A 23,921-nucleotide genomic window follows, 5' to 3' on the forward strand; every position below is an offset into this window, starting at 1 on the left:
ATCGCCTGGAGCCCGACCTGAACGGGTCGGGCTCTAGGGCATGGCCCAGACGGAGGATCGCTTGATTTCCTGGTCCTCCAGCTCCCGCGTCGTGGGCACCCGGTATTCCGCCAGGAACTCCAGCCCCTGGCGCGGGAAATAGGTGCGGCCGGGGTCGCCGATCAGAACCCGCACGCCTCGGCCGCGCGCCTGGCCCAGCCAGGCCAGGACCGCCTCGGTCATCGGCTTTTCATAGCAGATGTCGCCGGCGCAGATGACGTCGACGTCGGGCGGCGGCGCCGAGAGCAGGTCGCGACCCGCGAACCGCAGCGAGACCCCGTTCGCGCCGGCGTTGACCGCGACGGCGGCCTCGCAGAAGGGATCGATGTCGGCGCACAGGCACGACGCCGCGCCCGCCTTCATCGCCGCCACCCCGACCAGACCCGAGCCGGCGGCGAAGTCCAGCACGCGCTTGCCCGCGACTTCTTGCGGATGATCCAGCAGCCAGCGCGCCAGCGCCTGGCCGCCGGCCCAGGCGAAGGCCCAGAACGGCGGCGGCAGACCGATCTCGCCCAGCTCCTCCTCCGTCAGCCTCCAGATGGGCGTGATCTCGTCCGCCAGCCACAGCGCGATTTCCGGCGCGTGAGGCACGGTCTGAAGGCGGGTGTTCTCGCGGATGAAGGCGGCGGGATCGGCGATGGCCATGCGCCCCTTTAGGGCCTCGCGCCCCTCCGGTGAAGCAGCGAGAATCGATGTGCGGATGACCTGACAAAAAGTCAGGTTGACATGACATCACGAGGATGTAAGGTAGGCCTTACAAAGAGGGAGCGGCCCGATGCGGATCGACAAAATTTGGGGAGGTGACGCAGATGCCCGATATGGGTTTGGCACCTTCGCCTCCATGACAGTTTATGGCCTGGCCATTGCCGGCGTCAGCGTCGGCGTGAATTACGGTTGGCTGAAAGGGTGGATGCTGTATGTCGCTGCGCTCGTGCCTGGGCTGGCGATCGCCGCCCAACTTGGCTTCACCCTGGATTTCTTTCGTCGAGCAGACGAATTCGTCCGCGCCGTAATGGCCAAACGCTTCATTGTCGCCGCCTGCCTGACCTTCGCCGTATGGTCGGTATGGGGCTTCTTGGAGACATTCGGCGGCGCCTATCATCTGCCTGGGTGGCTGGCGTATGCGACGATGTGGTTCTTCTTCGGGATCGCATCCGCCTTCATACGGTCAAGCCGATGAAGAACCGCCTCAAGCTGCTGCGGGTCGAGCGCGGCTGGACCCAGGAACAGCTGGGTCAGGCGCTGGGTGTCGCGCCAAGCGGTGATCGCCCTGGAGACCGAGCGGCACGACCCCTCGCTGGACCTGGCCTATCGCATCGCCGCCACCTTCGATCGGCCGGTCGAAGAGATATTCGAGAACCCGCACGCCTGAGCGCGGGCGGTCCCCTTTCAACCCAGGAGACATCCGATGTTCAACGCCTTCTTCAAGGCGCGCCCGCGCCTGCGCGCCGTCCTGTTCGGCCTGGCGATCTGCGCCCCGTCGCTGGCGGTCGGCGTCGGCGCCGCCCTGGCCCAGGACGCCGCTCCGGCCGCCGCCTTCGTCTCGGACCGATTGTCGGTCGAGGTCGAGGGTCAGGGCCCCGACGTGATCCTGATCCCCGGCTTCGGCTCTTCGCGCGAGGTGTGGCGGGCGACCGCCGATCGGCTGAAGGCGACCCACCGCGTCCATCGGGTCCAGCTGGCGGGCTTCGCCGGCGAGCCTTGGCGCCACGGCGACGGGCCGTTCGTCCAGCCCGTCGTCGACGACCTGGACCGCTATGTCCGTGAACGGGGCCTGTCGCGTCCCGCCGTGGTCGGCCATTCGATGGGCGCCCTGATCGGGCTGATCCTGGCGCAACAGCATCCCGACGCGGTCGGACGGCTGATGAGCGTGGACAGCCTGCCGTTCTTCTCCGCCCTGTTCGGCCCGCAGGTGACGGCCCAGAGCGCGGCGCCCTTCGCGGATCAGGCGGGGGCCGCCATCCTGGAGACGTCCGACGACGACTTCCGCGCCGCCCAGGCGGCGTCCGCCGCCGGCTTCAGCCGCGACCCGGCGACGCAGGCGCAGATCGTGGCGTGGAGCCTGGCGGGCGACCGCCGGGCGATGGCGACGGCCATCCGCGAGGTGATGACTACCGATGCGCGCCCGGGCCTTGCGGCCATGACCACGCCGGTGACGGCGCTCTACGCCGCGGACGCCGACGGCGGCGCGCCGGCCGCCCTGGCCGATGCGACATGGAGCCGGGAATACGCCGCCCTGCCGGGGGTGGAGTTGGTCCGCATCGACGGCAGCCGCCACTTCATCATGGCCGACCAGCCCCAGCGGTTCGCCGAGGCGCTGGACGCCTTCCTGGCCGACTAGCCGTTCCGGGGCGTCACGTCCCCGGCCTTGACGGGCGCGCCGCCGAACTGGTCGGCGTAGGCGGGGTTCAGCAGGGCGCGGAAGGCGTCCTGCGGCACCGTCACCCAGTAGTAGCCGTCCGAATAGGGGCCGATCTGATAGGCGCCGATCAGGAAGGTCACGCCGCCTGCCTGCCCGGGCGCTTGGCCCGGCGCCAGGACGAAGGGCGTGGCCACGGCCTTGGGGCAGGTCCACATCTTGCCGTCCTGGGTCGCGCGCTCGGACCCCGGCGAGCGGGCCTGCTTGGCCGCGTTGGCGGCGTCGCACAGGGCCTTGTCCAGCACCGACAGGTCGGCGCCGGGACGGAACAGGTCGGCGAAGCCCAGCCGCTTCTTCTGCGTCTTGTCCCACAGCACGGCCGAGAAGCTGGTGTTGGGGTGGGCGCCGCCGGTGTATTCGAAATCGGTGCGCGACAGGCTGAACAGCCGCGCCGTCTCGCCCCCCGGCGCATAGGCGATCGACTTCTCGTACGGGTTGGGGCCGCCGCCGGCCTCGGTCAGGTCGGCCTGGGCGCCTTCCTCGAACTGCTTCAGGTCGCGCACCGCCGCCGCATAGATGGGGGCGTGCAGGTCAGGCTGTCCCTTGACCGCCGCCGGCAGGGTCAGCTTGACGCTGGCGTACTGGGTCTTGTCGTCGAAGGCCATCGGCGCGCCGGCGGCCGCCGGGGTCGTGGCGGCGGCCGGCGCGGGCGGGGCGTCGGCCTTGTCCTCGCGTCGCTGGCAGGCGGCCAGGCTCGCCGCCACGGCTGCGGTCAGGATCAGGGTGCGGACGGGGAGGGTCATGCGAAACTCCTTCATGACAGGCCGACGAAACCGAGCGCGACGGCGCCGAGCAGGATCAGCCCGGCCTCGCGATTGGACTTGAACAGGCGCAGCGCCAGGGCCGGGTCGTCGCGGTCGATGCGCCGAACCTGCAGCGCCAGATGGACCGCATAGGCCAGGACGCCCAGGGCGAAGATCGGCCCCAGTCCCGCCGCCGCGCCGGCCAGGGCGGCGAAGACGACGGCCAGGCCGTAGAAGACCGCCACGCCCGGCCGGACCGCCGAGGCCAGCCGCCGCGCCGAGGACTTGACCCCCACCATGGCGTCGTCCTCGATGTCCTGCAGCGCGTATATGGTGTCGTAGCCCAGGGTCCAGAAGACGCCGCCGACCCACAGCAGGACGGCGGGGATATAGGCCTGCCAGGCCAGGGCGACGGCGTGATCGCTGTCCGAGGGCGGCGACCACAGGAAGGGACGGAACTCGCCGGCCATCTCGGGCGGCAGCAGGGCGGCGGCGGCCAGAGGCAGGGCGGCCGCGAACCCCATCAGGGCGCCCCAGTTGAAGGTCAGGCCCAGCCAGGCCTGGGGCCACCAGGTGATGCGCTTCATGAAGGGATAGGCCGCGACCAGGGCCAGGGAGGCGACGCCCAGCCCGATCGCCGCCGCCGGCAGGGTCAGCAGGATCATCAGGCTGACCAGGCTGCAGCCGATCACGAAGGCCCAGGCCTGTTTCACGCTGATGCGCCCCGACGGGATCGGGCGCTGGGCGGTGCGGGCGACCTTGGCGTCGAAATCGCGATCGACGATGTCGTTGAAGGCGCACCCCGCCGCCCGCATCAGGCACGCCCCGACGCCGAAGCCCACGAACAGCCACAGGTGATAAGGGCCCGGCGGCTGGCGGTACTGGGCCAGGGCCAGGGCGATCCCCTGCCACCCGGGCAGCAGCAGCAGCCAGACGCCGATCGGCCGGTCGAACCGCCCCAGCTTCAGCCACGGCTTCATCCCCTCGGGCGCGTGCCGGTCCACCCAGTTGGCGCCGGCGTCGGGAAGGGGGCGAAGGTCATGGCCGATGACTTAGCCGGAATGGCCGAGGGGGTGAAGGCGTGCCTGACCGCCCCCTCGCCGTTCGCCGCCCCCTCGCTCCCCGCGAAGGGGAGGGGAGGGGGCGCCGCGCCTCAGTCCTGATAGACGTCGCCCGAGCCGGCGATGTCGGTGGTCAGCTTGGACGGCCGGTCGGTCAGGGCCACGTCGCCCGAGCCCGAGATGCTGACCGCGGTCTCGCCGGTCGGGGCGATGCGGGCGTCGCCGGAGCCGGACAGGTCCACCTTCGCGGTTCCCGTGGCCAGGTCCTCCAGGTCGGCGTCGCCGGATCCGGAGATGTCCAGGTCCAGGGCGTCGGTGCGCCCGGAGGCCCGGACCTCGGCCGAGCCGGCGATGTCGATCGCCAGGGCGGGGCGGTCGTATCCGGCGATGGACAGGTCGCCGGAGCCGTTGACCTGGAACCGGTCCACGTCCGGCGCGGTGACGACCACCCGCAGCGCGTCGCTCTCGGAGCGTCCGTTCACGCCGTGACGGTTCCAGGTGACGATGGCTCTTTCCGCCCCGTCGGCCAGGAACAGCCGCCCGTTCTCCAGCCGCACGCGGTCGGCGACGCCCTTGGGGCCCGTGATCACGACGCTGGCCGCGTCGCCCTGCACATAGTCGACGTCTATGGCGGCATCGACGCGAAGCGTGCGTTCGCCGTCCCAGGCCAGGGTGCGGGTCACGACGGGACCCAGGTCGGCGGTTCCGCCGCGCACACGCTCGATGCGGACGCTTCCGCTGTCGTCGTGGCGGACCGTCCAGGCCCAGCCGTGGCGCTGGAGGTCCGAGCCGCCCAGGGCGACCGCGCCGCCCAGGGCCGCGACGCACAGCACCAGGGCGGCGCCGGCGATGATGAACAGGGTGCGGATCATGCCGAGGCTCCCGTGACGGATGGGGTGGTTTCAGGTTCCAGCGCCGGCTTCAGCAGCCGGTAGTGCAGGCGGGCGAACCAGACCAGGCCGTTGACCAGCCAGACGGTCACGATGGTCAGCAGGGCGCCGACGAAGATCGCCCCGGCCATCAGGCCCAGCCCCATCAGGATCGCCGCCAGCGGCCCGCCGGGGAAGCCGACGAACGGCCCCGCGACCATGATGCCGCCGCCGACGAAGAACAGGGCGATGGCGGCGATGAAAAAGCCGAACAGCGTCCCCACCACGCCCATCAGGAGGGGCAGCAGGATCAGGATGTCGATGGCCCCCAGACCCAGCACGGCGAACACAGCGGCCGCGGCGGCCGAGGGGTTCTTCTCCTGCGCCCAGCGCTGGATGCCGGCCTCGGCCTTCAGTTCGCGGGCCAGGCGGGCGGGGTCGCCCAGCGCGGCGGCCACCTCGGCCTCGGTGCGTCCGGCGGCCAGGCCGTCCTCGAAATGGGTTTCGTAGTCGGCGACGATGTCGTTGGCGGTCGTGGTCGGCAGGCCGACCAGGCCGTTCTTCAGACGGGCGATGAATTCCGCGCGCGTCATTGGGCTCCCTCCGGTTGATCTTGATGGGGTGGGGCGGCGTCCGGCGCGGCCACCACGGCGTCGACGGCGCGGGTGAAGGCGGTCCATTCGGCGCTCTGCGCGGCCAGGGCGGCGCGTCCCGCCTCGGTCAGGCGGTAGTATTTGCGCGACGGGCCGGACGAGGATTCGACCAGATAGGTCTCCACCAGGCCGTCTCCCTGCATCCGGCGCATCAGCGGGTAGATGGTCCCTTCGCCCATGTCGATCGCGTCCGACAGGCGGCTGGCGATCTCGTAGGCGTAGCTGTCCGCCCGGTTCAGCAGGGCCAGGACGCACAGTCCCAGCACCCCCTTCTTCAGCTGTATCTCGATGGTTTCAGGCACCTCGATCTCTCCTGTGATGGAGATTGGATACGGCAAGGTATCTGGCGACGCAAGGTAGCTGTGAAAACATGACAGCGATTTAATCGTGGCCGTCGAACGGCGGGTTTGCGGCCGGCGCGGGTGTTGTTGCTTGGCAAGCCGAAAACGATCCGATAGGGACGCCACAGCGCCGGGCGTGGGAATCGCGCCAGCGTGATTACTTGCGATTCATTCGCAAGTGTCTGCTGCATAACGGTTTTATGGGGACTTCTCTTATGGGGATGGGCACGGGAGCCCGAGGAACGCTCAAGGGCGCCGTCGCGACGGCCGTTCTTGGCGCCGGCCTGGCGATCTTTTCCGCCGCGCCGACCTGGGCGCAGGATCTGATGGGGCAGCCGACGCCGGGGGGCATCGGCCTGCAGCCGGCCGCCTCGCCGCTGAAGCACGACGCGCATTTCTTCCACGACGTGATCCTGCTGCCGATCATCACGCTGATCACCCTGCTGGTGCTGGGCCTGCTGGTGTGGATCGTCATCCGCTACAACAAGCGCAGCAATCCGACCCCCGCCCGGTGGAGCCACAACACCACCATCGAGATCATCTGGACGGTGGCGCCGGTGGTGATCCTGCTGTTCATCTCGCTGTTCTCGTTCCGGCTGCTGTTCGCCTATCACGACATGCCCGAGCCGGACGTGACGGTGAAGGTCACGGGCAACCAGTGGAACTGGGCCTATGAATATCCGGACCAGAGCGTCTCGGAATACATCTCCAACATGCTGCCGGAAGACGAGGCCAGGGCCCGCGGCGTCCCCTACCGCCTGGCCGCCGACGAGCCGATGGTCGTGCCGGTGGGCAAGACCGTGCGCCTGCTGATCACCGCCGCCGACGTCATCCACTCGGTCGGTCTGCCGGCCTTCGGCCTGAAGACCGACGCCATCCCCGGCAAGGTCAACGAGACCTGGTTCAAGGCCGAGCGCACCGGCGTCTTCTATGGCCAGTGCTCGGAACTGTGCGGCGTCGACCACGCCTTCATGCCGATCCAGATCAACGTCGTGACCCAGGCCGAGTTCGAGCGTTGGGTCGCCTCCAAGGGCGGCTCCATGACCCCGCCGGCCGTCGCGGCCGCGGGCGGCACCGCCGCCCAGGCCCAGGCCGGCACGACGGGCGCCCCGGTCGTGGGACAGGCCACCACCGGCCCCGAGGCCGGCGGAACCTCGATCCGACCGCCCAGACCGCCACGACCCCGACGGCTCCGGCCGCCGCCGCCCAACCCGCCCCGGCCGCCGCGCCGGCGGCTCAGTAATCGCGAGAGGCTGAGACGAGCATGGCCACCGCAGCCGCCGCCCACGACCACGACCACGGTCACAAGATGGGCTTCTTCACCCGCTGGTTCCTGTCCACCAACCACAAGGACATCGGCCTGCTGTACCTGGGCTTCGCGATCTTCGCGGGCCTGATCGGCGGCGCCCTGTCCGGCCTGATCCGCTGGGAGCTGGCCGAGCCCGGCATCCAGCTGTTCAAGGAAGGCACCATCATCCAGCAGCTGGGCCTCGTGGAGGCCTCCAAGCACGGCTACAACGTCACCGTCACCGCTCACGCCCTGATCATGGTGTTCTTCGTGGTCATGCCGGCGACGATGGGCGGCTTCGCCAACTATTTCGTGCCGATCATGATCGGGGCGCCGGACATGGCGTTCCCGCGCATGAACAACATCTCGTTCTGGCTGCTGTTCTTCGCCTTCGTGCTGCTGTGCCTGTCGCTGTTCGTGGACGGCGGACCGGGACGCGGCTTCGGCGGCGGCTGGACGGCCTATCCGCCCCTGTCGACGACCGGCCACACCGGCCCGGCCTTCGACTTGGCCATCTTCTCGCTGCACGTGGCGGGCGCCAGCTCGATCCTGGGCGCGATCAACTTCATCACCACCATCTTCAACATGCGCGCGCCGGGCATGACCCTGCACCGCATGCCGCTGTTCGCCTGGGGCGTGCTGATCACCGCCTTCCTGCTGCTGCTGTCGCTGCCGGTCCTGGCGGGCGCCATCACCATGCTGCTGACCGACCGCAACTTCGGCACCAGCTTCTTCAATCCGGCCGGCGGCGGCGACCCGGTGATGTACCAGCACCTGTTCTGGTTCTTCGGCCACCCCGAAGTGTACATCATGATCCTGCCGGGCTTCGGCATCGTCAGCCACATCGTCTCGACCTTCAGCCGCAAGCCGATCTTCGGCTATCTGGCGATGGCCTATGCGATGGTCGCCATCGGCTTCATCGGCTTCATCGTGTGGGCGCACCACATGTACACCGTGGGCATGAGCATCAACCTGCGCGCCTATTTCGTGGCCGCGACGATGATCATCGCGGTGCCGACGGGGGTGAAGATCTTCAGCTGGATCGCCACCATGTGGGGCGGCTCCATCACCTTCAAGACGCCGATGCTGTGGGCGATGGGCTTCATCTTCCTGTTCACCCTGGGCGGCGTCACCGGCGTGGTCCTGTCCAACGCCGGCATCGACTACAGCCTGCACGACACCTACTACGTGGTCGCCCACTTCCACTATGTGCTGTCGCTGGGCGCCATCTTCTCGATCTTCGCGGGCTTCTACTACTGGTTCGAGAAGATGTTCGGCGTGAAGTACAACGAGTTCCTGGGCCAGCTGCACTTCTGGATCATGTTCGTCGGCGTGAACGTGATCTTCTTCCCGCAGCACTTCCTGGGCCTGCAGGGGATGCCGCGCCGCTACATCGACTATCCCGAGGCCTACACCCTGTGGAACCACGTCTCCTCGATCGGCTACGCCATCACCGTGGTGGGCGTGGTGGTCTTCCTGGTCATGCTGGCCGAGGCCGCCATCCGTCGCCGCAAGGGCGTTCCGAACCCCTGGGGCGAAGGCGCCACCACCCTGGAGTGGACCCTGTCCTCGCCGCCGCCGCAGCACCAGTTCAACGAGCTGCCGGTGGTCAAGGCCGAAGAGCACTGAGCCTCGGTCCCTGCTGAAAAAGAAGGCCGCCTCTTCCGACGAAGGGGCGGCCTTCCGCTTTTGGGTATGCTAAGCCGCGCGCGACCATGACCGACGCCCAGACCCGCCCCGTCCTGTCCACCGCCCAGCCGGAAGACTATTTCCAGCTGCTGAAGCCGCGCGTCATGTCGCTGGTGGTGTTCACCGCCGCGACCGGCCTGGTGGTGGCGCCGGGCGCGGTCAACCCGCTGGTGGCGGCCATCGCCGTGCTGTGCATCGCCGTGGGCGCGGGCGCCGCCGGGGCGCTGAACATGGCGCTGGAGGGCGAGACCGACGCCCTGATGCGGCGCACGCGGGGCCGTCCCGTCGCGGCCGGCCGGGTGCGCAAGAACGAGGCCATGGCCTTCGGCGTGATCCTGAGCCTGTTCTCGGTCATGTTGCTGGGGATGAACGCCAACTGGCTGGCGGCCGGGCTGCTGGCCCTGACCATCGTCTATTACGCCGGCTTCTACACCCTGCTGCTGAAGCGCCGCACGCCCCAGAACATCGTCATCGGCGGCGCGGCGGGCGCCTTCCCCCGTGATCGGCTGGGCGGCGGCGACGGGCCAGGCGCCGTGGCAGGCGTGGCTGCTGTTCGCCATCATCTTCCTGTGGACGCCGCCGCACAGCTGGGCCCTGGCGCTCTATTCGGCCGGCGACTACGCCAAGGCCGGCATTCCGATGATGCCGGTGGTGCGCGGCGCCCGGTCCACCCGCCTGCAGATCCTGATCTGAGCCTGGTCTTCGTGCCCGTCGCCATCGCCCCGGCCGTGGTCGGCCTGGGCGGACCGGTCTATCTGGCGGTGTCGGTGCTGGGCGGCCTGGGCTTCCTGGGCCTGGCGCTGCGCCTTTATCGCTCGCGCGCGGGCGACGAGCCCGACAAGGTCGAGGCGGTGGGGCGCGAGGCCGCATTGTACGACGTGCGCGCCCAGGCCAAACCGGCGCGCGACCTGTTCGCCTTCTCCATCCTCTATCTGATGGCGCTGTTCGCGGCGCTGCTGGTCGAGGCCCTGTCCGGTATGGGAGCGTAAAGCCATGCGTCTGACGCCCGACGAACTGAACGCGCGCAAGCGCCGCAACCTGTTCATCGCCCTGGGCCTGGTCGCCTTCATCATCCTGGTCTTCCTGACCACGGTGCTGCGCCTGCAGCAGAACCAGGCCGACGCCCGCGCGGCGCTGGAGGGACCCGGCGTGATCGAGGCGGAGCCCGCGGCCCGATGAGGAAGGACCGCAAGAACGCCATCGCCATCGCCTGCGTCCTGGGCGTGATGGGCATGACCGGCGCGGCCTTCGCGGCCGTGCCGCTGTACCAGATGTTCTGCCAGGTGACGGGCTTCGACGGCACGGTGCGCAAGGCCGACAAGGCGCCCGACACCGTGCTGGACCGCACCGTCCTGGTGCGTTTCGACACCAATGTGCGCGGCGTGCCGATGAAGTTCGTCTCGGAGCAGACGACCCAGCGTGTGCGGATCGGCGAGACGGGCCTGGCCTATTTCGACGTGACCAACACCTCGGACCAGCCGATCCACGTGCGCGCCGGCTACAATGTCGTGCCGGAATACACCGGGCCGTATTTCCAGAAGCTGCAGTGCTTCTGCTTCACCGCCCAGACCCTGGCGGCGGGCGAGACGCGCCAGTTCCCGGTGCAGTATTTCATCGCCCCCGAACTGGCCACCGACCGCGAGGCGCGCGGCGCGCGCGAGATCACCCTCAGCTACACCTTCTACCCGGCCGACGATCCGGCCGCGCAAGGGTAGGGCCCGGCCTGGACGTCAGCCGTTGCTGTAGGCGACCTCGAACTTGCCGTCGCTCAGGCCGCCGATGGCCCAGACCATCGAATGGCCGCCGGCGAACCTGACGGTGTAGAACTCGACCCGGCCGTAGGTCCCGTCCTCCGCCCGGATGAAGGTCAGCGTCTCGACCGCCCCCAGGCGGCTCAGGCCCGCCGCCATCGCCTCGACCTGCTGCCGGCAGGCGGCCAGCAGGCCCGGCCCCATGACGTCCTCGGGACAGGTTCCGGCCGCCGTCGCGGTCAGCATCCGCGACAGGGCCGCCGAATAGTCCTGGGCGGGCTCCTCCGCCTGGGCGGCGCCGACCAGGCCCGCCGCGAGGGCTCCGGCGACAAACATGTAAAGACGCATGACGACCTCCCCTGGGTTGCGGCTCGACAGTGCCCCAGGCGGACGGTCCTGGCAAATGCCGGTCGCCTTCTCGTCGACGCGCCCCTACTGTCGTCGGCGGGGCAGGAGACGACGATGCGCGGTCTGGACTTCAGTTCATGGCACAGTCTGCTGGTCACGCTGATCGGCCTGGCGCTGGTCACCCTGATCGGCATGGGCATCCGGCTGGTGATGATGTTCACCATCCAGCAGCGCCGCGAGCGGATGAACCGCCAGATCAACGAACGGCTGCGCACCCTGATCGCCGCCTACAAGACCCTGGGCGGCTCGTTCACCGGAAACCTGGCGGTCGACCCCACCCATATGCGCGACCTCAGGCGGCGCCAGGCCGAGGCCCTTGAGGCGGGGGCGCAGCCGCTGGATCTGACGGGGCTGTCGGACCGGACGCGCCAGGTGCGAGACGCCGTCGAGGGCGCCCTGTCCGATATTCTTCTGCTGGGCACTGAGGAGCAGGTGCGGCTGGCCGAACGGGCCGCGCGCGAACTGGCGGCGGGCCGGCCCGTCCACGTCCACGATCTGGTGACGTCGCTGCGGAACTTCATCCGCAAGGCGCTGGACCTGGAGCCCATGCCCGCCGACCTGGCCCTGCCGCCCCAGGGCCCGGCGCGTCCGTCGGCCGGCGGCAAGGGCGGGCGCGACGCGGCGTCCGGCCGAGGCGGCGCCGGCGGAGGAGGAGGAGGAGGCGGCATGGGCGGAATGGGCATGGGAATGGGCGGCGGCGGCGCGGACGAGCCGCCGGCCGATCCGCCGACCCGGAACAGCTGATCCCGTCTCAGCCCGATCCCCGGCGCCGATAAAGGCCGAAAGGCGGCGGGGCTCTGGCGTCGTGGAAAAGGGGACGCTATAGCCGCTGTCATAACCGACTCTCGCCGACCAAAGAGACGCGATTCATGGCCGACGCCCACGCCGCTCCGCACCACGACTATCACCTGGTCAACCCCAGCCCGTGGCCGCTGGTGTCCTCGATGGCCGCCTGCATCATGTTCATCGGCGCCGTGGTCTGGATGAAGGGCCTGGTCTCGGCCGACGCCGGGCCGGTGGCGCCGCCTTCCTGGCCGAGGGCAGGAAGGGCCTGTTCTTCGCCGGCCTGGCGGGCGTGCTGGTGTCGATGTTCGGCTGGTGGTCGGACGTGATCAAGGAATCCAAGGCGGGCGACCATACGCCGGTCGTCTCGATCGGCCTGCGCTACGGCATGATCCTGTTCATCGCTTCGGAAGTGATGTTCTTCGCCGCCTTCTTCTGGATGTTCTTCGACATGGCCCTGTTCGCCGAATCGCGCGCCCTGACGCCCGAGATCGGCACCTGGGCCGACACCGCCAAGGCCTGGTCGACCTGGCCGCCCGCCGGCGTCGAGGTGCTGAGCCCGTGGCAACTGCCGCTCTTGAACACCGTGACCCTGCTTCTGTCGGGCTGCACCGTGACCTGGGCCCACCACGCGCTGCAGGTCGGCGACCGCAAGGGCGCCAAGATCGCCCTGATCATCACCGTGGTGCTGGGCGTGCTGTTCACCTGCGTCCAGGCGTACGAGTACCACCACATCATCCACGAGCACCTGTTCTTCAACGAGGAAGCGCTGAACTCGGGCCTGTACGGTTCGGTCTTCTTCCTGGCGACGGGCTTCCACGGCTTCCACGTCCTGGTCGGCACCATCTTCCTGACCGTCTGCCTGATCCGCCTGCTGCGCGGCGACTTCACGCCCGAGAAGCATTTCGGCTTCGAGGCGGCGGCCTGGTACTGGCACTTCGTGGACGTGGTGTGGCTGTTCCTGTTCGCCTTCGTCTACGTCGTCTTCGGTTGATCCAAGGCTCTCACGACACGGTTGGGGCGGCGCGGGGCGAGGGATCGTCCCGCGCCGTCGCCGTTTTGCGATCCTCCCCGCAACGCGGGGAGGGGGACCGCCCGAAGGGTGGTGGAGGGGGCGGACGTCGCACGGACGGTCGGCGCTTTTGATCCGTCCAGGACTTCAAAGAGCGGTGCGCGGGTCGCCCCCTCCACCACTTCGTGGTCCCCCTCCCCCGTTACGCTGCGCTTCTCGGGGAGGATCTATGAAGCGTTTCCCGTGGATGCTGACCGTCCTCACCACCGCCGCCATCGCCCTGCTGATCGGGCTGGGCGTGTGGCAGGTGCAGCGGCTGCGGTGGAAGGAAGGGCTCATCGCGAAGGCCGAGGCGGCCTCCACCCGCCCGCCCGAACCGCTGGACGCCGTGCTGGCCGGCGGCGACGTGGAGTTCCGCAAGGCCCTGATGGTCTGCCCCGGCTTGGCCACCGCCCCCTATGTCGAGCTTCAGAGCATCCATGACGGCCAGCCGGGGGTGCGGCTGATCTCGGCCTGCCGTCCGGCCGGACGCCAGGACGTGCTGCTGGTCGATCGCGGCTTCGTGGCGGACGGGCAGGGGGGGCGGCCGCGCGTCCTGGCCTCGACCCTGCCGCTGGTGCTGGTGGGCGAACTGCGCGTCACGCCGCCGCCGCCCGCCCTGGCGCCACCGCCCGCCAACAACCGCTTCTACGCGCGCGACGACGCGGCGATGGCGACGGCGCTGGGCGTGACCGGCCCGGTGCGGCCCGAGACGGTCTTCGCCCTGACCGCGATCAATCCCGAGGTTTCGGCCGTGGTCCCCTCGGCCCCGCCGGCGGCCTTCTCCAACAACCACTTCGGCTACGCCCTGACGTGGTTCGGACTGGCGATCGCGCTCGTCGGATTCTATGTGGCGATCCTTCGCCGCCGAACTGAGAAAGACCCCTCCTGACCGCCTCCCTGCATACCCTGTCCAACGGCGTCCGCGTCGTCTGCGATCCCATGCCGGGGCTGAAGACCCTGGCCGTCGTCGTGGCGGTCAAGGGCGGTGCGCGGTGGGAGCCGGAGGACCGCTCGGGCTGGTCGCACCTGCTGGAGCACCTGGTGTTCAAGGGCGCTGGCGACATGGCCGCGCGCGAGATCGTCGAGCGGATCGAGGCCGAGGGCGGCACCATCAACGCCGCCACCGGCTATGAACGGACCAGTTTCGAGGTGCGCGGCCTGGACGGCTCGCTGCCCCTTGCCATGCAGGTGCTGTCGGACCTGGTGTTCCGCCCCACGCTGGATCCCGCCGAGATCGAGCGCGAGAAGGATGTGGTGGCCCAGGAGATCGCCGAGGCCTTCGACACCCCCGACGACCATGTGTTCGAAATGGTCCAGACCCGCGCTTTCCGGGGCCAGCCGTTGGGCCGGCCGATCCTGGGCTCGGTCGCCAGCCTGAAGCCCGCCGACCGGGCGGCGGTCGAGGCGTGGCGCGCCCGGCTGTATTCGCCCGACCGCATGGTGGTGGCCGCGTCCGGCGCGGTGGACGAGGCCGAGCTGCTGGCCCTGGCCGAGCGCGGGTTCGGCGACGCCAAGGCCATGCCCGCCGATGCGCCCGAGACCGCGGCCTTCGTCGGCGGCCACGCCCGGCTGAACCGCAAGATCGAGCAGGCCAATCTGGTCTTCCAGCTGCCCGCGCTGGGCGCGACCGATCCGCAACTGCCGGCCCTGCGGCTGTTCGCCGAAATCCTGGGCGGCGGCATGGCCTCGCGCCTGTTCCAGAGCGCGCGCGAGGAGCGGGGCCTGGCCTACGCCATCGACGCCTATCAGGAGCCCTACGCCGACGCCGGCGTGCTGGGAATCTACGCCGGCGCGGCGGCGGACCGGGCCAAGGAGCTGGCCCAGGTCTCGGCGGCCGAGGTGCGCGCGCTGGCCGAGGCCGGGCCGACGACGGCCGAGCTGTCGCGGGCCAAGGCCGTGATGAAGGCCGGCCTGTGGATGTCGGACGAAAACCCGATGAGCCGCGCGGGACGCAATGCCGCCCAGACCCTGATCTTCGGACGCCCTTTGTCCGGCGAGGCCATGACCGAACAGCTGGAGGCCCAGACGGTCGAGGACGTGCGCGCGGTCGGCGCCCGACTGCTGGCCGGCGGCAAGGCGGCCAGCGCCGTGCTGGGGCCCAGGGCGGCCGGCGGCGCGGGCGAGGCCTTCGAGGCGGCCCTGTTCGGCTGACGGCCGGAACCGCTCCCGCCCGGCGACGGTTGTCGTGACGCGTCGAAACCCGGGAGAACCCTCATGTCCGTCCGCGTCGCCCTTATCGTCGGCAGCCTGCGCGAAGGCTCCTATTCCCGCGCCGTCGCCCTGGCGCTGAAGGACCTGGCCGCGCCGGGGCTTGAGCTGGTCCCGGTCGAGATCGGGGACCTGCCGCTCTACAATCCCGATCTGGAGACGGACCAGCCGCCCGCGCCCTGGCGACGGTTCCGGGCGGAGGTCTCGGCGACCGAGGCCGTGCTGTTCGTCACGCCGGAATACAACCGCTCCATCCCCGGCGCGCTGAAGAACGCCCTCGACGTCGGCTCGCGCCCCTATGGCCACAGCGTCTGGCAGGGCAAGCCCGCCGCCATCGTCAGCGTCTCGCCCGGCGTGATCGGGGCGTTCGGCGCCAACCACCATCTGCGCCAGCCGCTGGTTTTCCTGAACATGCCGGTGATGCAGCAGCCGGAGGCCTATGTCGGCAACGTCGAGGCCTTGCTGGACGACGAGGGCCGGCTGACGAACGAAGGCACTCGCGACTTCCTCAAGACCTTCGCCGACGCCTTCGCGGACTGGATCGACAAGACCAGGGGCTGATCGCGCAAAGTCAGCAGATCGGTCGTCCCGATCCCGGAACGTCCCCCTGGCCGCAGCGTTGCGGTTCGGGACCTGTTCAGGAGAGGGTGATCGCATGCGGATGTTCTTGAGCCTGGCGGCGGTGGCGGGATGCGGGCTGATCGCCACCGGCTGCGCCACGACGGACGGCTACGCCTCGCGATGCGAGCGCGACTATGCGCAGAACCGCCAGTATGCGACGGCCAGCGGCGCGGCCCTGGGCGCGTTGGCGGGCGCCGCGATCGCCGGCGACGGCGACCGGGAACAGGGCGCGGCCATCGGCGCCTTGGCGGGCGGCCTGCTGGGCAACCAGCTGTCGGAACGGGACGATCCTTGCGGCTACGGCTTTGGCGGCTACAACCGCGACGGTCGCTACGGCTACACGCGCGTGCCCCGCCGGGGCGACTATCGATACTACTGAGCCCTGCGGCGGGGCCGTTGCGCCGGCCCAATTGAAAACGGCGGCTCCGTCGTGAGCCGCCGTTTCCGTATCAGGCGTGAGCTGAACTCAGCCGACGGTCTGGAGCTGGCCAGCCGATTCCTTGCCCGAGCGCTTGTCGCGCTCCAGCTCGTAGGAAACCTTCTGGTTTTCGTCCAGGCCGCGCAGGCCGGCGGCTTCGACGGCCGTGATGTGGACGAAGACGTCCTTGCCGCCGTCGTCCGGCTGGATGAAGCCGTAGCCCTTGGTCGCGTTGAACCACTTAACAGTGCCGGTAGCCATGATGAGACCTCCGTTAGAAGTTGACCGAGGGAACGTCCCTGCGGCCTGTCGGGTCTGAATGGATCGGCCAGAACTCGGTGCGTTCGCAAAGAGAGGGGCGTTACGCAGAGAGATCGACGCGCCCATTGCGCAGGTCTTGGCGCGAAACGCAAGCGTTGCGGCGGAACGGCCAAGCCTCCGGGACGTTTACCCTGTCAGCGAGGAAGCCCACCATGAACCAGATTCACGTCGTCGAACGCGCCTATCAGCTGGCGCGCACGCCCAACTGCCAGAACACCGGGGACGTCGTTAAGGCGTTGTCGGCCGAAGGCTATTCGGGCGCCGAGATCTCGCACTTCCAGGGCGCCTCGATCCGCGCCGACCTGAACCGTCTGTGCAAGCTGCCGACCGAATAGGCGAACCGTCAGCGCTTGAAGGTGTCGCCGACGGCGCGGGCGTCCGGGCCGTCGGGACCGGCGCTCCGGGTCTCCTTGCGGCCCGTCTCGCGCACCGCCTTGTCGGAGGTCGCGGCCTCCGGCTTGCCGCCCGGCATGGCGCCGTTGTCCTTGCGGCCTTCGCTCTGCTTGTCGTCCATGGGGACCTCCTGAGTCCTTAGCGATCCGGGCGCGCGGCGGTTCCCTGGGATCGGTCGGTCAGGCCAGGCCGTCCAGCGTCGGCGCCTCCGCCGCGCTGCCGGGAAAGACCCTCTGGTCCAGCGCGGCCCGGTCCAGGCCCAGGTGGTCGCGCAGCACCCCCTTGAACACCGAGCGGACGTCCAGGGTGGGCGCCAGGTCGCGATCCTCGAACAGCCGGCTCGCGGCCAGGGTCGGCCAGTCGCCGATCGGTCCGCCAGGCTTCAGCGCGCCGCCGACCATCAGCAGCGAGGAGCCGGTGCCGTGGTCGGTGCCCTGGGTGCCGTTGGCGCGGGCGGTGCGGCCGAACTCGGTCGCGACCACGACGACGGTGCGGTCCCACTGGTTTCCCAGTCCGTCCTTCAATCCGGCGACCAGCTGATCCAGCCCGGTCAGCCGCGTCTGCAGCTGCGCCTTCTGGCCGGCGTGGGTGTCCCACCCGTCCAGGGAAACGGCCACCACGTCCGCCCCTTCGTCTCCGCTCATCAGCCGGGCGACCGCGCGACCCAGGCCCTGAACGTCGTTGCGGCGCACGGGGGCGCCCCCTCCATGTCCTGATCCTGGGCGACCAAGGCCTCGGTCGCCAGGCCGCGCGCCAGGTTCTGGCCCAGCATCGGATCCTCGACATAGAGATCCTGCAACAGGGAGGCGATGCGGTCCTCGCCGCGCACCTGGCCGCCGGGCGCCCAGGACGAGACCGGCGCCGCGCCTCGCAGGATCAGCGGCGTCTGCGCCCCGATCGACAGGCCGCGCAGGGTCGTCCCGCCCGCCGCCGCCATCGCCCGGTTCAGCCAGCCGTCGGTCTGTTGGCGCAGGCCTTCGCCGCCGTTCTCCAGCACGTCCTGGGCGTCGAAATGAGAGCGCACCCGCACCGGCAGGGCCACCGCCGGCGCGAACCGCACCTGTCCCTGGCCGTACAGGGCGTGCAGCCCCGACAGCGCCGGATGCAGGCCGAAGCCCTCGGCCAGGTCCAGCGCGCCGCTCGCCTCTCCCGGCGGCGGGACGGCCAGGCCGCCGCGCAGCGGAACATAGTCGGCGTCGGCGTAGGGGACCGTCACCGACAGGCCGTCCATCGCGCCGCGGGCGATGACCACCACCAGCTTGTTGCGCGGCCCGGCGGCCTGGGCGGCCACGCGGCCGGCGAAGGCCAGGCCGATCCCGGCGGAGGCGGCGGCCAGAAGCGTGCGTCGATTCAGGGGCGGGGCGGTCATCGGCGTTGGAACTCCGGCGACATCAGAAGAAGGGTCAGGGCCTCGGGTCGGCTCTCGGCGCGGGCCACGGCCAGGCGGGTGCGCTGGCCCAGCCGCTCGCCCAGTGCGGAAAGGGCGACGGCGCTCGGATCGTCCTGCATCGCCGCCTCGGCGGCGACCTTGGCCCAGTTCAGCCGCTTGACCAGGGCGTCCGGCCCGGCCCAGTCGGCGGCCGTGTCGGGCCAGCCTTCGGGAGAGGGCGGGGCGAACATCGGCTGGCCCATGCCGGCCAGCGCCTGGCGCAGCGGCGGCAGGCGGCGCGGCCGCGTTCCCAGGGCGCGATGCGCGGAGACGACGAACTCGTAGGGCGTCTTGATCTTGGCCGGCCGGGGGTCCCAGGTCTCGGGCGCCGCGATCAGGGCGCGCGCCACCTCGGCCAGGTCGCCGCCCGAGCGCGCCCAGGCCGCCTCCAGCGCCGTGACCAGGGCCGCGGGCGGATCGTCCGCGACGAAATGGGCGGCCAGCCGCCGCGACAGCCGCCGCCCCGTCGCCGGGTGGCGGGCCAGGTCGCGCAGGATCGCCTCGCCCTGGCTGCGCCCGTCCTGGCCGCGTCCGCTGGCCGGATAGGTCTTGCCCATCACGGTCCGCGCGCCCGGCTGGTGCAGATTGGCGCGAAAGACGAAGCCGTCGCCTTCGGCCGTCGCCGCGCGCTCGCCTCCGCGCCCGGCCCGTGCGTCACGGGCGGTCGGCACGGACCAGCCGGTCAGGGCGCGCGCCAGTTCGGTGACGTCGGCCTGGCCGTAGCCGCCGTCGGCGCCCACGGTGTGCAGCTCCATCATTTCGCGGGCCAGGTTCTCGTTCAGTCCCGCCGCGGCGCGCCCCCGCCGCGCTGTCCGGTCCGGCCGAGCGGGCCTGATCGAGGTAGAGCAGCATGGCGGGGTGCTGTTCGGCGGCCAGGACCAGGTCTTCGAAACGGCCGAAGACGCGGGGGCGTATGGCCTCGGCCTCGTACTGGCCCAGGAAGACGCCGGCGGCGAACTTGGTCGACGACACGCTCAGCGCGTTCGCCCAGAACAGGGCCCAGCGCTCGGCGAAGCCTTGGTCGGTCGTGGCCGCCAGGTCGGCTCGGGCCAGGAAGGCGCGGCCCGTATCGTCGGCCAGGGCGCGGCGCCCCGCCTGCCGGGCCTCGCGCCGGGCCTCGGCGTCCGCCGTCGCGGCGTTTCGCCGGGCGCCCCCGTCGGACTGATAGGCGACGTATTGCGTCATGCGCTGAGCGGTGTCGGGGCGTTCGCCCGCCGGAAGGGGCGCGCCTTCAGGCCGGATCTGCGCGCGCAGCCAACCGCGCGGATCGCCGGCGACCCGGTCGATCTCGCCCGGTCGCGCGCCCATTCCCAGCCGGGTCAGGGCGATGGCCGCGTCGATCGAGGATGAAGCCATGGGACGTCTCCGTTCCCCCGTCCCTCCTGTAACGCGCGACCTCGCCGGTTCCGTCGCTCAGTGGGCGCCGGCCGTCTCGGGCAGGTGCTGCTTCTCGAACCGGCCGACCCGATCCACCAGGGTGCGCGCCGCCGCGTTCATCCCCGTGACCACGACCTCGGCGCCCTGTCGGCGGTAGCGGAAGACGACCTTGTCCACCGCCGCCACCCCGGTCAGGTCCCACAGGTGGGCCTCGGCCATGTCGATCTCGACCCGCTTCGGATGGCCGTGGTGCTCGAAGCTGGCGGCGAACAGGTCGGCCGAGGCGAAGAACAGCTGGCCTGTCACGCGATAGCGCAGCACGCCGGGCTCGGGCGTCTGGATCTCGGTCACGCTCAGCGTCTTGCCCAGCTTGCGCATGAAGAAGACCGCCGACAGCAGAACGCCCAGGACGACGCCCTTGGACAGGTCGTGGGTGGCCACCACCGTCACGGTCGTGGCGATCATGACGATCGAGGACTGAAGCGGCGTCGAGCGCAGCTTCAGCACCGATCCCCAGTCGAAGGTGCCGATCGACACCATGATCATGACCGCCACCAGGGCCGCCATCGGGATCCGCGCCACCCAGTCCTGCAGCGCCAGCATCAGGAACAGCAGCAGCAGGCCGGCCCACAGGGTGGACAGCCGGCCCCGGGCGCCCGAGGTCACATTGATCATCGACTGGCCGATCATGGCGCAGCCGGCCATGCCGCCGAACAGGGGCGACAGGATGTTGGCGATCCCCTGGCCGCGCGTCTCGCGATCCTTGTCGGAAGGCGTGTCGGTGATGTCGTCGATCAGATTGGCGGTCAGCAGGCTTTCCAGCAGGCCGACGAAGGCCAGGGTGGCCGAGATCGGGGCGATGATGACGAACGTCTCCCACGTCAGCGGCACGGCGGGCAGGTGAAAGGCGGGCAGGGCGGCGGGCATTTGGCCCATGTCGCCCACGGTGCGCACGTCCAGCCCCGTCATCATCACGAAGGCGCTTACCAGGACGATGGCGACCAGGGGCGACGGCACGGCCCTGGTCAGGCGCGGCAGGCCGTAGATGACCGCCAGGGCCGCGGCCACCAGGGCGAAGGTCTGCCAGTTGGCGCCGATCAGCTCCGGCGTCTGGGCCAGGAAGATCAGGATCGCCAGCGAGTTGACGAAGCCGGTCATGACGCTGCGGCTGACGAACTTGACGTAGCGGCCCAGTCTCAGCAGGCCGACGCCGATCTGGATCACCCCGCACAGGATCGAGGCGGCGAACAGATATTCCAGCCCGTGGTCGCGCACCAGCGTGACCATCAGCAGGGCCATGGCCCCGGTGGCGGCCGAGATCATGGCCGGGCGGCCGCCGACGAAGGCGATGGTCACGGCGATGACCACGCTGGCGTAGAGCCCGACCGCCGGATCGACCCCGGCGATGATGGAGAAGGCGATGGCTTCGGGGATCAGGGCCAGGGCCACGACGGTCCCCGCCAGCAGGTCGCGGCGAGGATTGGCGAGCCATTGCTGGCGCGCGGAGGCGATGATGGACATTCGGTTTTCATCTGGATGAGCCGCGCCCGACCTCTCGGGTTCGGCGGCTCGGTTTCCCGGCGGATCGGCGGCCGGGATAGCCACCCGTCGCCTGCGTGCAGGGGCGGGTCCAAGGTGAGGCCGCCCTGATGCTCTGTCGCGGCGCGAAAATCAAGTTCGCGTGCCGCCCGTCGCCAATCGCCGGTTCGCGCGTTAGGGTCCGCGTCATGGCCCTCTTGGACTGGATGATCGACGCGACCGGACCGATGGTCCGCGGCGACGGGGTGCGCCTGCGGCCGCCGCGCGCGTCCGACTATTCCGCCTGGTCGCGGCTGCGCGAGGGATCGCGCGACTATCTCCAGCCGTGGGAGCCGGCCTGGCCCGAGGACGACCTGACCAAGGCCGCCTTCAAGCGCCGCCTTTCGATCTATGCGCGCGAGATGGAGCTGGGCAACGCCTGGCCCTTCTTCGTCTTCAGCGAGGACGGCGAGACCCTGTTCGGCGCCGTCACCCTGTCCAACGTCCGGCGCGGCGTGGCCGAGACCGGGACCATCGGCTACTGGATCGGCCGTCCCCATGCCGGCAGGGGCGTCGCCACCGCGGCGGTGCGGACCCTGGTGCGCTACGCCTTCGACCGGCTGGAGCTGCACCGGCTGGAGGCCGCCTGCCTGCCGACCAACGCCGGCTCGCGCCGTGTGCTGGAGAAATCCGGCTTCCGCCAGGAAGGATACGCCCGCGCTTATTTGAAAATTAACGGGGAGTGGGCAGACCATCTGCTGTTCGGTCTTGTCGAGGACGAGGTCGATCGCGGCGGCCGAACGTCGTCCTGAAGGGGGCCTGAACGCCTTGAACACGCGACCCAGATCGCTGGCCTGGGACGCCACGACCGCCATCGAGGCGCTCGCGGCGGCCGACACCGCGCTGTGGGTGTGGACCCCGTCGGAGGATCAGATCCGCTTCACCGGCGCAACCCGGCCGCTGGGCCTGGGGCCGCTGGCGCCGGAATGTTCGGGCGCGGGCTTCGTCGCCTCGGCCATGCCCCAGGACCGGGCCCTGGCCGAGAAGATGCTGAAGCCCCAGGACGAGGGAACCGAGGTCGCCGTGCGCCTGCGGATGCGCGGGGCCGAGACCTGCCTGTGGCGCGGCGTCTGGCTGGAGGATGGGCTGCGCGCCGCCGGGGTGGTGGCGCTGGAGGCCAAGTTCGCCGGCGGCGACCGGGACAATCTGACCGGCCTTCTGGACCGCCGCGGCTTTTTGGCCCGGGTCGGCGAGGTGCTGATCCAGCCCGGCGAATACGAACTGGTGGTCGGCGACGTGGACCGGCTTCGGCGCCTGAACGAGGCGCTGGGCCACGAGCGCACCGACCTGGTGCTGTCGGCCCTGGGCTCGCGCCTGGCCGCCGCCTTCGCCAAGGAGGCCAGCCCCGCCCGCATCGGCGAGGACGAGTTCGCCATCATCGTTCCCAAGACCGGCGCCCACGTCAGCTACCGTGTGCGCGAGGCGCTGGAGCAGCCGCTGCGCGTGGCCGGTTTCGACATCTATCCCACCGTCTCCATCGGCGCGGTGGTGGTCGAGGGCGGCCCCGACGCGCCCGACCCGGCCGAGATCCTGCGCCGCGTCGAACTGGCGGTGGAATCGGCCAAGGGCGCCGGGCGCGGCGGCTCGGCCGCCTACGGCCGCGCGCTTGAGAGCGACAGCCTCAGCCGCCTGGCGCTGGAGGCGGACCTGCGCAACGCCTTCGTGCGCGGCGAGATCACCCCCTTCTTCCAGCCGATCGTGAATCTGAAGACCGGCGCGGTGGCGGGCTTCGAGGCCCTGGCCCGCTGGCGCCACCCCCGGCGCGGCCTGGTGCCGCCGGACGAGTTCCTGGGCCTGACCAACGACCTGGGCATGATGAACGACCTGGGCCTGTTGATGATGACCCAGTCGGCGCGCCAGCTGGCCGAATGGCTGGACCGCCACCCCCTGGCCGGCAAGCTGTTCTGCAGCGTCAACCTGTCGGTCGGCGAGATCGAGCGCCGCCATCTGGTCGAGGACGTCGAGCGGATCATCAAGGACAGCAACCTGCCGCGCGGCGCCCTGAAGCTGGAAGTGACCGAGGGCGACATCATGCGCGACACAACGCGCGCCGCCGAGGTGCTGCAGCAGCTGAAGGCGGTCGGCGCCTCGCTGGCGCTGGACGACTTCGGCACCGGCTTCTCGTCGCTGTCCTACCTGGCCAAGCTGCCGTTCGACACGCTGAAGATCGACCGCTACTTCGTGCTGACGATGAACAAGGACGAGGGCTCGGCCAAGATCGTCAAGTCGGTGGTCAACCTGGGCCGCGACCTGGCCCTGGAAGTGGTGGCCGAAGGGGTGGAGAACGCCGAACTGGCCCGCCTGCTTCTGGACGCCCAGTGCCACTACGGCCAGGGCTTCGGCTACGCCCAGGCTCTGCCGGCCCAGGAGGCCGAGGTCTATCTGGCCGAAAGCCTGGCCGACGGCACGGCGCCGCTGAAGCAGCGTTCGGCCTGAGCGTCGCGTGTTGTTTCCTCGTCATCCTCGGGCTTGACCCGA

Annotated in this window: 29 protein-coding genes, 2 pseudogenes and 1 other annotated feature; of the genes and pseudogenes, 17 read left to right on the forward strand and 14 right to left on the reverse strand. The window is 70.2% G+C overall.

Annotated features, from left to right (window positions below; all coding sequences use genetic code 11):
• Positions 1-33 precede the first annotated feature (33 nt).
• Positions 34-684: a class I SAM-dependent methyltransferase gene (locus MU852_RS12670; protein WP_249749858.1), complete on the reverse strand. Its 651-nt coding sequence runs from the start codon at positions 682-684 to the stop codon at positions 34-36.
• Positions 685-814: 130 nt separating this feature from the next.
• Here MU852_RS12670 and MU852_RS12675 point away from each other — a divergent pair, with 130 nt between their 5' ends.
• The 3 genes and pseudogenes from MU852_RS12675 (at position 815) to MU852_RS12685 (ending at position 2,380) form a co-directional block, all read left to right on the forward strand.
• A complete protein-coding gene (locus MU852_RS12675) occupies positions 815-1,219 on the forward strand; it encodes a hypothetical protein (RefSeq protein WP_249749859.1) in 405 nt (134 codons plus the stop codon).
• Positions 1,216-1,411, forward strand: a pseudogene (locus tag MU852_RS12680) (helix-turn-helix transcriptional regulator). The gene MU852_RS12675 and the pseudogene MU852_RS12680 overlap by 4 nt, the downstream one beginning before the upstream one ends.
• 36 nt (positions 1,412-1,447) lie before the next feature.
• On the forward strand, positions 1,448-2,380 hold the full coding sequence (locus MU852_RS12685; protein ID WP_249749860.1) for an alpha/beta fold hydrolase: 933 nt from the start codon (positions 1,448-1,450) through the stop codon (positions 2,378-2,380).
• Here the strand turns inward: MU852_RS12685 and MU852_RS12690 are convergent.
• From MU852_RS12690 to MU852_RS12710, 5 genes are all read right to left on the reverse strand, one after another.
• On the reverse strand, positions 2,377-3,201 hold the full coding sequence (locus tag MU852_RS12690) for a DUF3298 and DUF4163 domain-containing protein (protein WP_249749861.1): 825 nt from the start codon (positions 3,199-3,201) through the stop codon (positions 2,377-2,379). The two genes, MU852_RS12685 and MU852_RS12690, sit on opposite strands and share 4 nt — an antisense overlap.
• An 11-nt stretch (positions 3,202-3,212) precedes the next feature.
• Complete coding sequence (locus MU852_RS12695; protein ID WP_249751961.1) at positions 3,213-4,181, reverse strand: UbiA family prenyltransferase; 969 nt, start codon at positions 4,179-4,181, stop codon at positions 3,213-3,215.
• Positions 4,182-4,354: 173 nt separating this feature from the next.
• A complete protein-coding gene (locus MU852_RS12700; protein WP_249749862.1) occupies positions 4,355-5,134 on the reverse strand; it encodes a GIN domain-containing protein in 780 nt (259 codons plus the stop codon).
• On the reverse strand, positions 5,131-5,724 hold the full coding sequence (locus MU852_RS12705) for a DUF1700 domain-containing protein (protein ID WP_249749863.1): 594 nt from the start codon (positions 5,722-5,724) through the stop codon (positions 5,131-5,133). Before MU852_RS12705 ends, MU852_RS12700 begins: the two co-directional genes overlap by 4 nt.
• The gene (locus MU852_RS12710; RefSeq protein ID WP_249749864.1) at positions 5,721-6,086 is read right to left on the reverse strand and encodes a PadR family transcriptional regulator; all 366 of its coding nucleotides are present in this window, start codon (positions 6,084-6,086) and stop codon (positions 5,721-5,723) included. Before MU852_RS12710 ends, MU852_RS12705 begins: the two co-directional genes overlap by 4 nt.
• A 254-nt stretch (positions 6,087-6,340) precedes the next feature.
• Here MU852_RS12710 and coxB point away from each other — a divergent pair, with 254 nt between their 5' ends.
• The 5 genes from coxB (at position 6,341) to MU852_RS12735 (ending at position 10,817) form a co-directional block, all read left to right on the forward strand.
• Positions 6,341-7,522 (forward strand): cytochrome c oxidase subunit II, encoded by a 1,182-nt coding sequence (coxB, locus tag MU852_RS12715; RefSeq protein ID WP_430641145.1) that lies wholly within the window; start codon positions 6,341-6,343, stop codon positions 7,520-7,522.
• The gene (gene ctaD, locus MU852_RS12720; protein WP_430641225.1) at positions 7,435-9,042 is read left to right on the forward strand and encodes a cytochrome c oxidase subunit I; all 1,608 of its coding nucleotides are present in this window, start codon (positions 7,435-7,437) and stop codon (positions 9,040-9,042) included. The genes coxB and ctaD overlap by 88 nt, the downstream gene beginning before the upstream one ends.
• A gap of 86 nt (positions 9,043-9,128) precedes the next feature.
• Positions 9,129-10,091, forward strand: a complete 963-nt coding sequence (locus MU852_RS12725) for a UbiA family prenyltransferase (RefSeq protein ID WP_430641146.1) — start codon at positions 9,129-9,131, stop codon at positions 10,089-10,091.
• A 4-nt stretch (positions 10,092-10,095) separates the two neighbouring features.
• On the forward strand, positions 10,096-10,281 hold the full coding sequence (locus MU852_RS12730; protein WP_249749866.1) for a hypothetical protein: 186 nt from the start codon (positions 10,096-10,098) through the stop codon (positions 10,279-10,281).
• Positions 10,278-10,817: a cytochrome c oxidase assembly protein gene (locus tag MU852_RS12735; protein WP_249749867.1), complete on the forward strand. Its 540-nt coding sequence runs from the start codon at positions 10,278-10,280 to the stop codon at positions 10,815-10,817. The genes MU852_RS12730 and MU852_RS12735 overlap by 4 nt, the downstream gene beginning before the upstream one ends.
• Before the next feature lie 15 nt (positions 10,818-10,832).
• Here the strand turns inward: MU852_RS12735 and MU852_RS12740 are convergent, their stop codons facing one another.
• Positions 10,833-11,201 (reverse strand): hypothetical protein, encoded by a 369-nt coding sequence (locus MU852_RS12740; RefSeq protein WP_249749868.1) that lies wholly within the window; start codon positions 11,199-11,201, stop codon positions 10,833-10,835.
• A gap of 114 nt (positions 11,202-11,315) precedes the next feature.
• Between MU852_RS12740 and MU852_RS12745 the strand changes: the two genes are divergently transcribed.
• The 6 genes and pseudogenes from MU852_RS12745 to MU852_RS12770 all read left to right on the forward strand — a co-directional run bounded on the left by MU852_RS12745 (position 11,316) and on the right by MU852_RS12770 (position 16,306).
• Positions 11,316-12,005 carry a hypothetical protein gene (locus MU852_RS12745; protein ID WP_249749869.1) on the forward strand — a complete coding sequence of 230 codons (690 nt, stop codon included), beginning with the start codon at positions 11,316-11,318 and terminating at the stop codon, positions 12,003-12,005.
• Positions 12,006-12,130: 125 nt separating this feature from the next.
• A pseudogene (locus MU852_RS12750) lies at positions 12,131-13,038 on the forward strand (cytochrome c oxidase subunit 3).
• 247 nt (positions 13,039-13,285) lie between these two features.
• Entirely contained in the window at positions 13,286-13,987 is a 702-nt protein-coding gene (locus tag MU852_RS12755) for an SURF1 family protein (RefSeq protein ID WP_249749870.1), read from the forward strand.
• Positions 13,988-14,037: 50 nt separating this feature from the next.
• On the forward strand, positions 14,038-15,249 hold the full coding sequence (locus MU852_RS12760; RefSeq protein ID WP_249749871.1) for a M16 family metallopeptidase: 1,212 nt from the start codon (positions 14,038-14,040) through the stop codon (positions 15,247-15,249).
• A 63-nt stretch (positions 15,250-15,312) separates the two neighbouring features.
• Positions 15,313-15,867: an NADPH-dependent FMN reductase gene (locus MU852_RS12765; protein ID WP_249749872.1), complete on the forward strand. Its 555-nt coding sequence runs from the start codon at positions 15,313-15,315 to the stop codon at positions 15,865-15,867.
• A 94-nt stretch (positions 15,868-15,961) separates the two neighbouring features.
• Positions 15,962-16,306 carry a YMGG-like glycine zipper-containing protein gene (locus tag MU852_RS12770; RefSeq protein WP_249749873.1) on the forward strand — a complete coding sequence of 115 codons (345 nt, stop codon included), beginning with the start codon at positions 15,962-15,964 and terminating at the stop codon, positions 16,304-16,306.
• An 87-nt stretch (positions 16,307-16,393) separates the two neighbouring features.
• On the opposite strand, the gene MU852_RS12775 is transcribed toward MU852_RS12770, so the two are convergent.
• Positions 16,394-16,606: a cold-shock protein gene (locus MU852_RS12775; protein ID WP_249749874.1), complete on the reverse strand. Its 213-nt coding sequence runs from the start codon at positions 16,604-16,606 to the stop codon at positions 16,394-16,396.
• Positions 16,607-16,818: 212 nt separating this feature from the next.
• Here MU852_RS12775 and MU852_RS12780 point away from each other — a divergent pair, with 212 nt between their 5' ends.
• A complete protein-coding gene (locus MU852_RS12780) occupies positions 16,819-17,001 on the forward strand; it encodes a hypothetical protein (RefSeq protein ID WP_249749875.1) in 183 nt (60 codons plus the stop codon).
• 8 nt (positions 17,002-17,009) lie between these two features.
• Here the strand turns inward: MU852_RS12780 and MU852_RS12785 are convergent, their stop codons facing one another.
• Genes MU852_RS12785 through MU852_RS12810 form a run of 6 tightly spaced genes read right to left on the reverse strand, consistent with a single transcriptional unit; the run spans position 17,010 to position 21,386 of the window.
• Positions 17,010-17,180 (reverse strand): hypothetical protein, encoded by a 171-nt coding sequence (locus tag MU852_RS12785; RefSeq protein WP_249749876.1) that lies wholly within the window; start codon positions 17,178-17,180, stop codon positions 17,010-17,012.
• Between the two features lie 58 nt (positions 17,181-17,238).
• Entirely contained in the window at positions 17,239-17,703 is a 465-nt protein-coding gene (locus tag MU852_RS12790; RefSeq protein WP_249749877.1) for a DUF1501 domain-containing protein, read from the reverse strand.
• Positions 17,703-18,428, reverse strand: coding sequence for a DUF1501 domain-containing protein (locus MU852_RS12795; RefSeq protein WP_249749878.1), 726 nt, complete (start codon positions 18,426-18,428; stop codon positions 17,703-17,705). The genes MU852_RS12790 and MU852_RS12795 overlap by 1 nt, the downstream gene beginning before the upstream one ends.
• The gene (locus tag MU852_RS12800; protein ID WP_249749879.1) at positions 18,425-19,246 is read right to left on the reverse strand and encodes a DUF1800 domain-containing protein; all 822 of its coding nucleotides are present in this window, start codon (positions 19,244-19,246) and stop codon (positions 18,425-18,427) included. The genes MU852_RS12795 and MU852_RS12800 overlap by 4 nt, the downstream gene beginning before the upstream one ends.
• Positions 19,143-19,844 (reverse strand): DUF1800 family protein, encoded by a 702-nt coding sequence (locus tag MU852_RS12805; protein ID WP_249749880.1) that lies wholly within the window; start codon positions 19,842-19,844, stop codon positions 19,143-19,145. Before MU852_RS12805 ends, MU852_RS12800 begins: the two co-directional genes overlap by 104 nt.
• Positions 19,845-19,901: 57 nt before the next feature.
• Entirely contained in the window at positions 19,902-21,386 is a 1,485-nt protein-coding gene (locus tag MU852_RS12810) for a SulP family inorganic anion transporter (protein WP_249749881.1), read from the reverse strand.
• A gap of 50 nt (positions 21,387-21,436) precedes the next feature.
• Positions 21,437-21,500 (reverse strand) — a sequence feature (sul1 is cis-regulatory element that is thought to sense ions involved in sulfur or methionine metabolism; They are found in Alphaproteobacteria).
• Positions 21,501-21,592: 92 nt separating this feature from the next.
• Between MU852_RS12810 and MU852_RS12815 the strand changes: the two genes are divergently transcribed.
• Both MU852_RS12815 and MU852_RS12820 read left to right on the forward strand, forming a co-directional pair.
• The gene (locus tag MU852_RS12815) at positions 21,593-22,195 is read left to right on the forward strand and encodes a GNAT family N-acetyltransferase (RefSeq protein WP_249749882.1); all 603 of its coding nucleotides are present in this window, start codon (positions 21,593-21,595) and stop codon (positions 22,193-22,195) included.
• Positions 22,196-22,211: 16 nt separating this feature from the next.
• The gene (locus tag MU852_RS12820) at positions 22,212-23,879 is read left to right on the forward strand and encodes a putative bifunctional diguanylate cyclase/phosphodiesterase (RefSeq protein ID WP_249749883.1); all 1,668 of its coding nucleotides are present in this window, start codon (positions 22,212-22,214) and stop codon (positions 23,877-23,879) included.
• Positions 23,880-23,921: the final 42 nt, after the last annotated feature.

Origin of the sequence: Brevundimonas albigilva, from assembly GCF_023503965.1 — a bacterium.
Taxonomy (GTDB): domain Bacteria; phylum Pseudomonadota; class Alphaproteobacteria; order Caulobacterales; family Caulobacteraceae; genus Brevundimonas; species Brevundimonas albigilva.

Coding starts and splice junctions, on each gene's coding strand:
- MU852_RS12670 (WP_249749858.1), bottom strand. CDS start 684: ATGGCCATCGCCGATCCCGCCGCCTTCATCCGCGAGAACACCCGCCTT.
- MU852_RS12675 (WP_249749859.1), top strand. CDS start 815: ATGCGGATCGACAAAATTTGGGGAGGTGACGCAGATGCCCGATATGGG.
- MU852_RS12685 (WP_249749860.1), top strand. CDS start 1,448: ATGTTCAACGCCTTCTTCAAGGCGCGCCCGCGCCTGCGCGCCGTCCTG.
- MU852_RS12690 (WP_249749861.1), bottom strand. CDS start 3,201: ATGACCCTCCCCGTCCGCACCCTGATCCTGACCGCAGCCGTGGCGGCG.
- MU852_RS12695 (WP_249751961.1), bottom strand. CDS start 4,181: ATGAAGCCGTGGCTGAAGCTGGGGCGGTTCGACCGGCCGATCGGCGTC.
- MU852_RS12700 (WP_249749862.1), bottom strand. CDS start 5,134: ATGATCCGCACCCTGTTCATCATCGCCGGCGCCGCCCTGGTGCTGTGC.
- MU852_RS12705 (WP_249749863.1), bottom strand. CDS start 5,724: ATGACGCGCGCGGAATTCATCGCCCGTCTGAAGAACGGCCTGGTCGGC.
- coxB (WP_430641145.1), top strand. CDS start 6,341: ATGGGGATGGGCACGGGAGCCCGAGGAACGCTCAAGGGCGCCGTCGCG.
- ctaD (WP_430641225.1), top strand. CDS start 7,435: ATGGGCTTCTTCACCCGCTGGTTCCTGTCCACCAACCACAAGGACATC.
- MU852_RS12725 (WP_430641146.1), top strand. CDS start 9,129: ATGACCGACGCCCAGACCCGCCCCGTCCTGTCCACCGCCCAGCCGGAA.
- MU852_RS12730 (WP_249749866.1), top strand. CDS start 10,096: ATGCGTCTGACGCCCGACGAACTGAACGCGCGCAAGCGCCGCAACCTG.
- MU852_RS12735 (WP_249749867.1), top strand. CDS start 10,278: ATGAGGAAGGACCGCAAGAACGCCATCGCCATCGCCTGCGTCCTGGGC.
- MU852_RS12740 (WP_249749868.1), bottom strand. CDS start 11,201: ATGCGTCTTTACATGTTTGTCGCCGGAGCCCTCGCGGCGGGCCTGGTC.
- MU852_RS12745 (WP_249749869.1), top strand. CDS start 11,316: ATGCGCGGTCTGGACTTCAGTTCATGGCACAGTCTGCTGGTCACGCTG.
- MU852_RS12755 (WP_249749870.1), top strand. CDS start 13,286: ATGAAGCGTTTCCCGTGGATGCTGACCGTCCTCACCACCGCCGCCATC.
- MU852_RS12760 (WP_249749871.1), top strand. CDS start 14,038: ATGCCGGGGCTGAAGACCCTGGCCGTCGTCGTGGCGGTCAAGGGCGGT.
- MU852_RS12765 (WP_249749872.1), top strand. CDS start 15,313: ATGTCCGTCCGCGTCGCCCTTATCGTCGGCAGCCTGCGCGAAGGCTCC.
- MU852_RS12770 (WP_249749873.1), top strand. CDS start 15,962: ATGCGGATGTTCTTGAGCCTGGCGGCGGTGGCGGGATGCGGGCTGATC.
- MU852_RS12775 (WP_249749874.1), bottom strand. CDS start 16,606: ATGGCTACCGGCACTGTTAAGTGGTTCAACGCGACCAAGGGCTACGGC.
- MU852_RS12780 (WP_249749875.1), top strand. CDS start 16,819: ATGAACCAGATTCACGTCGTCGAACGCGCCTATCAGCTGGCGCGCACG.
- MU852_RS12785 (WP_249749876.1), bottom strand. CDS start 17,180: ATGGACGACAAGCAGAGCGAAGGCCGCAAGGACAACGGCGCCATGCCG.
- MU852_RS12790 (WP_249749877.1), bottom strand. CDS start 17,703: ATGAGCGGAGACGAAGGGGCGGACGTGGTGGCCGTTTCCCTGGACGGG.
- MU852_RS12795 (WP_249749878.1), bottom strand. CDS start 18,428: ATGACCGCCCCGCCCCTGAATCGACGCACGCTTCTGGCCGCCGCCTCC.
- MU852_RS12800 (WP_249749879.1), bottom strand. CDS start 19,246: ATGATGGAGCTGCACACCGTGGGCGCCGACGGCGGCTACGGCCAGGCC.
- MU852_RS12805 (WP_249749880.1), bottom strand. CDS start 19,844: ATGGCTTCATCCTCGATCGACGCGGCCATCGCCCTGACCCGGCTGGGA.
- MU852_RS12810 (WP_249749881.1), bottom strand. CDS start 21,386: ATGTCCATCATCGCCTCCGCGCGCCAGCAATGGCTCGCCAATCCTCGC.
- MU852_RS12815 (WP_249749882.1), top strand. CDS start 21,593: ATGGCCCTCTTGGACTGGATGATCGACGCGACCGGACCGATGGTCCGC.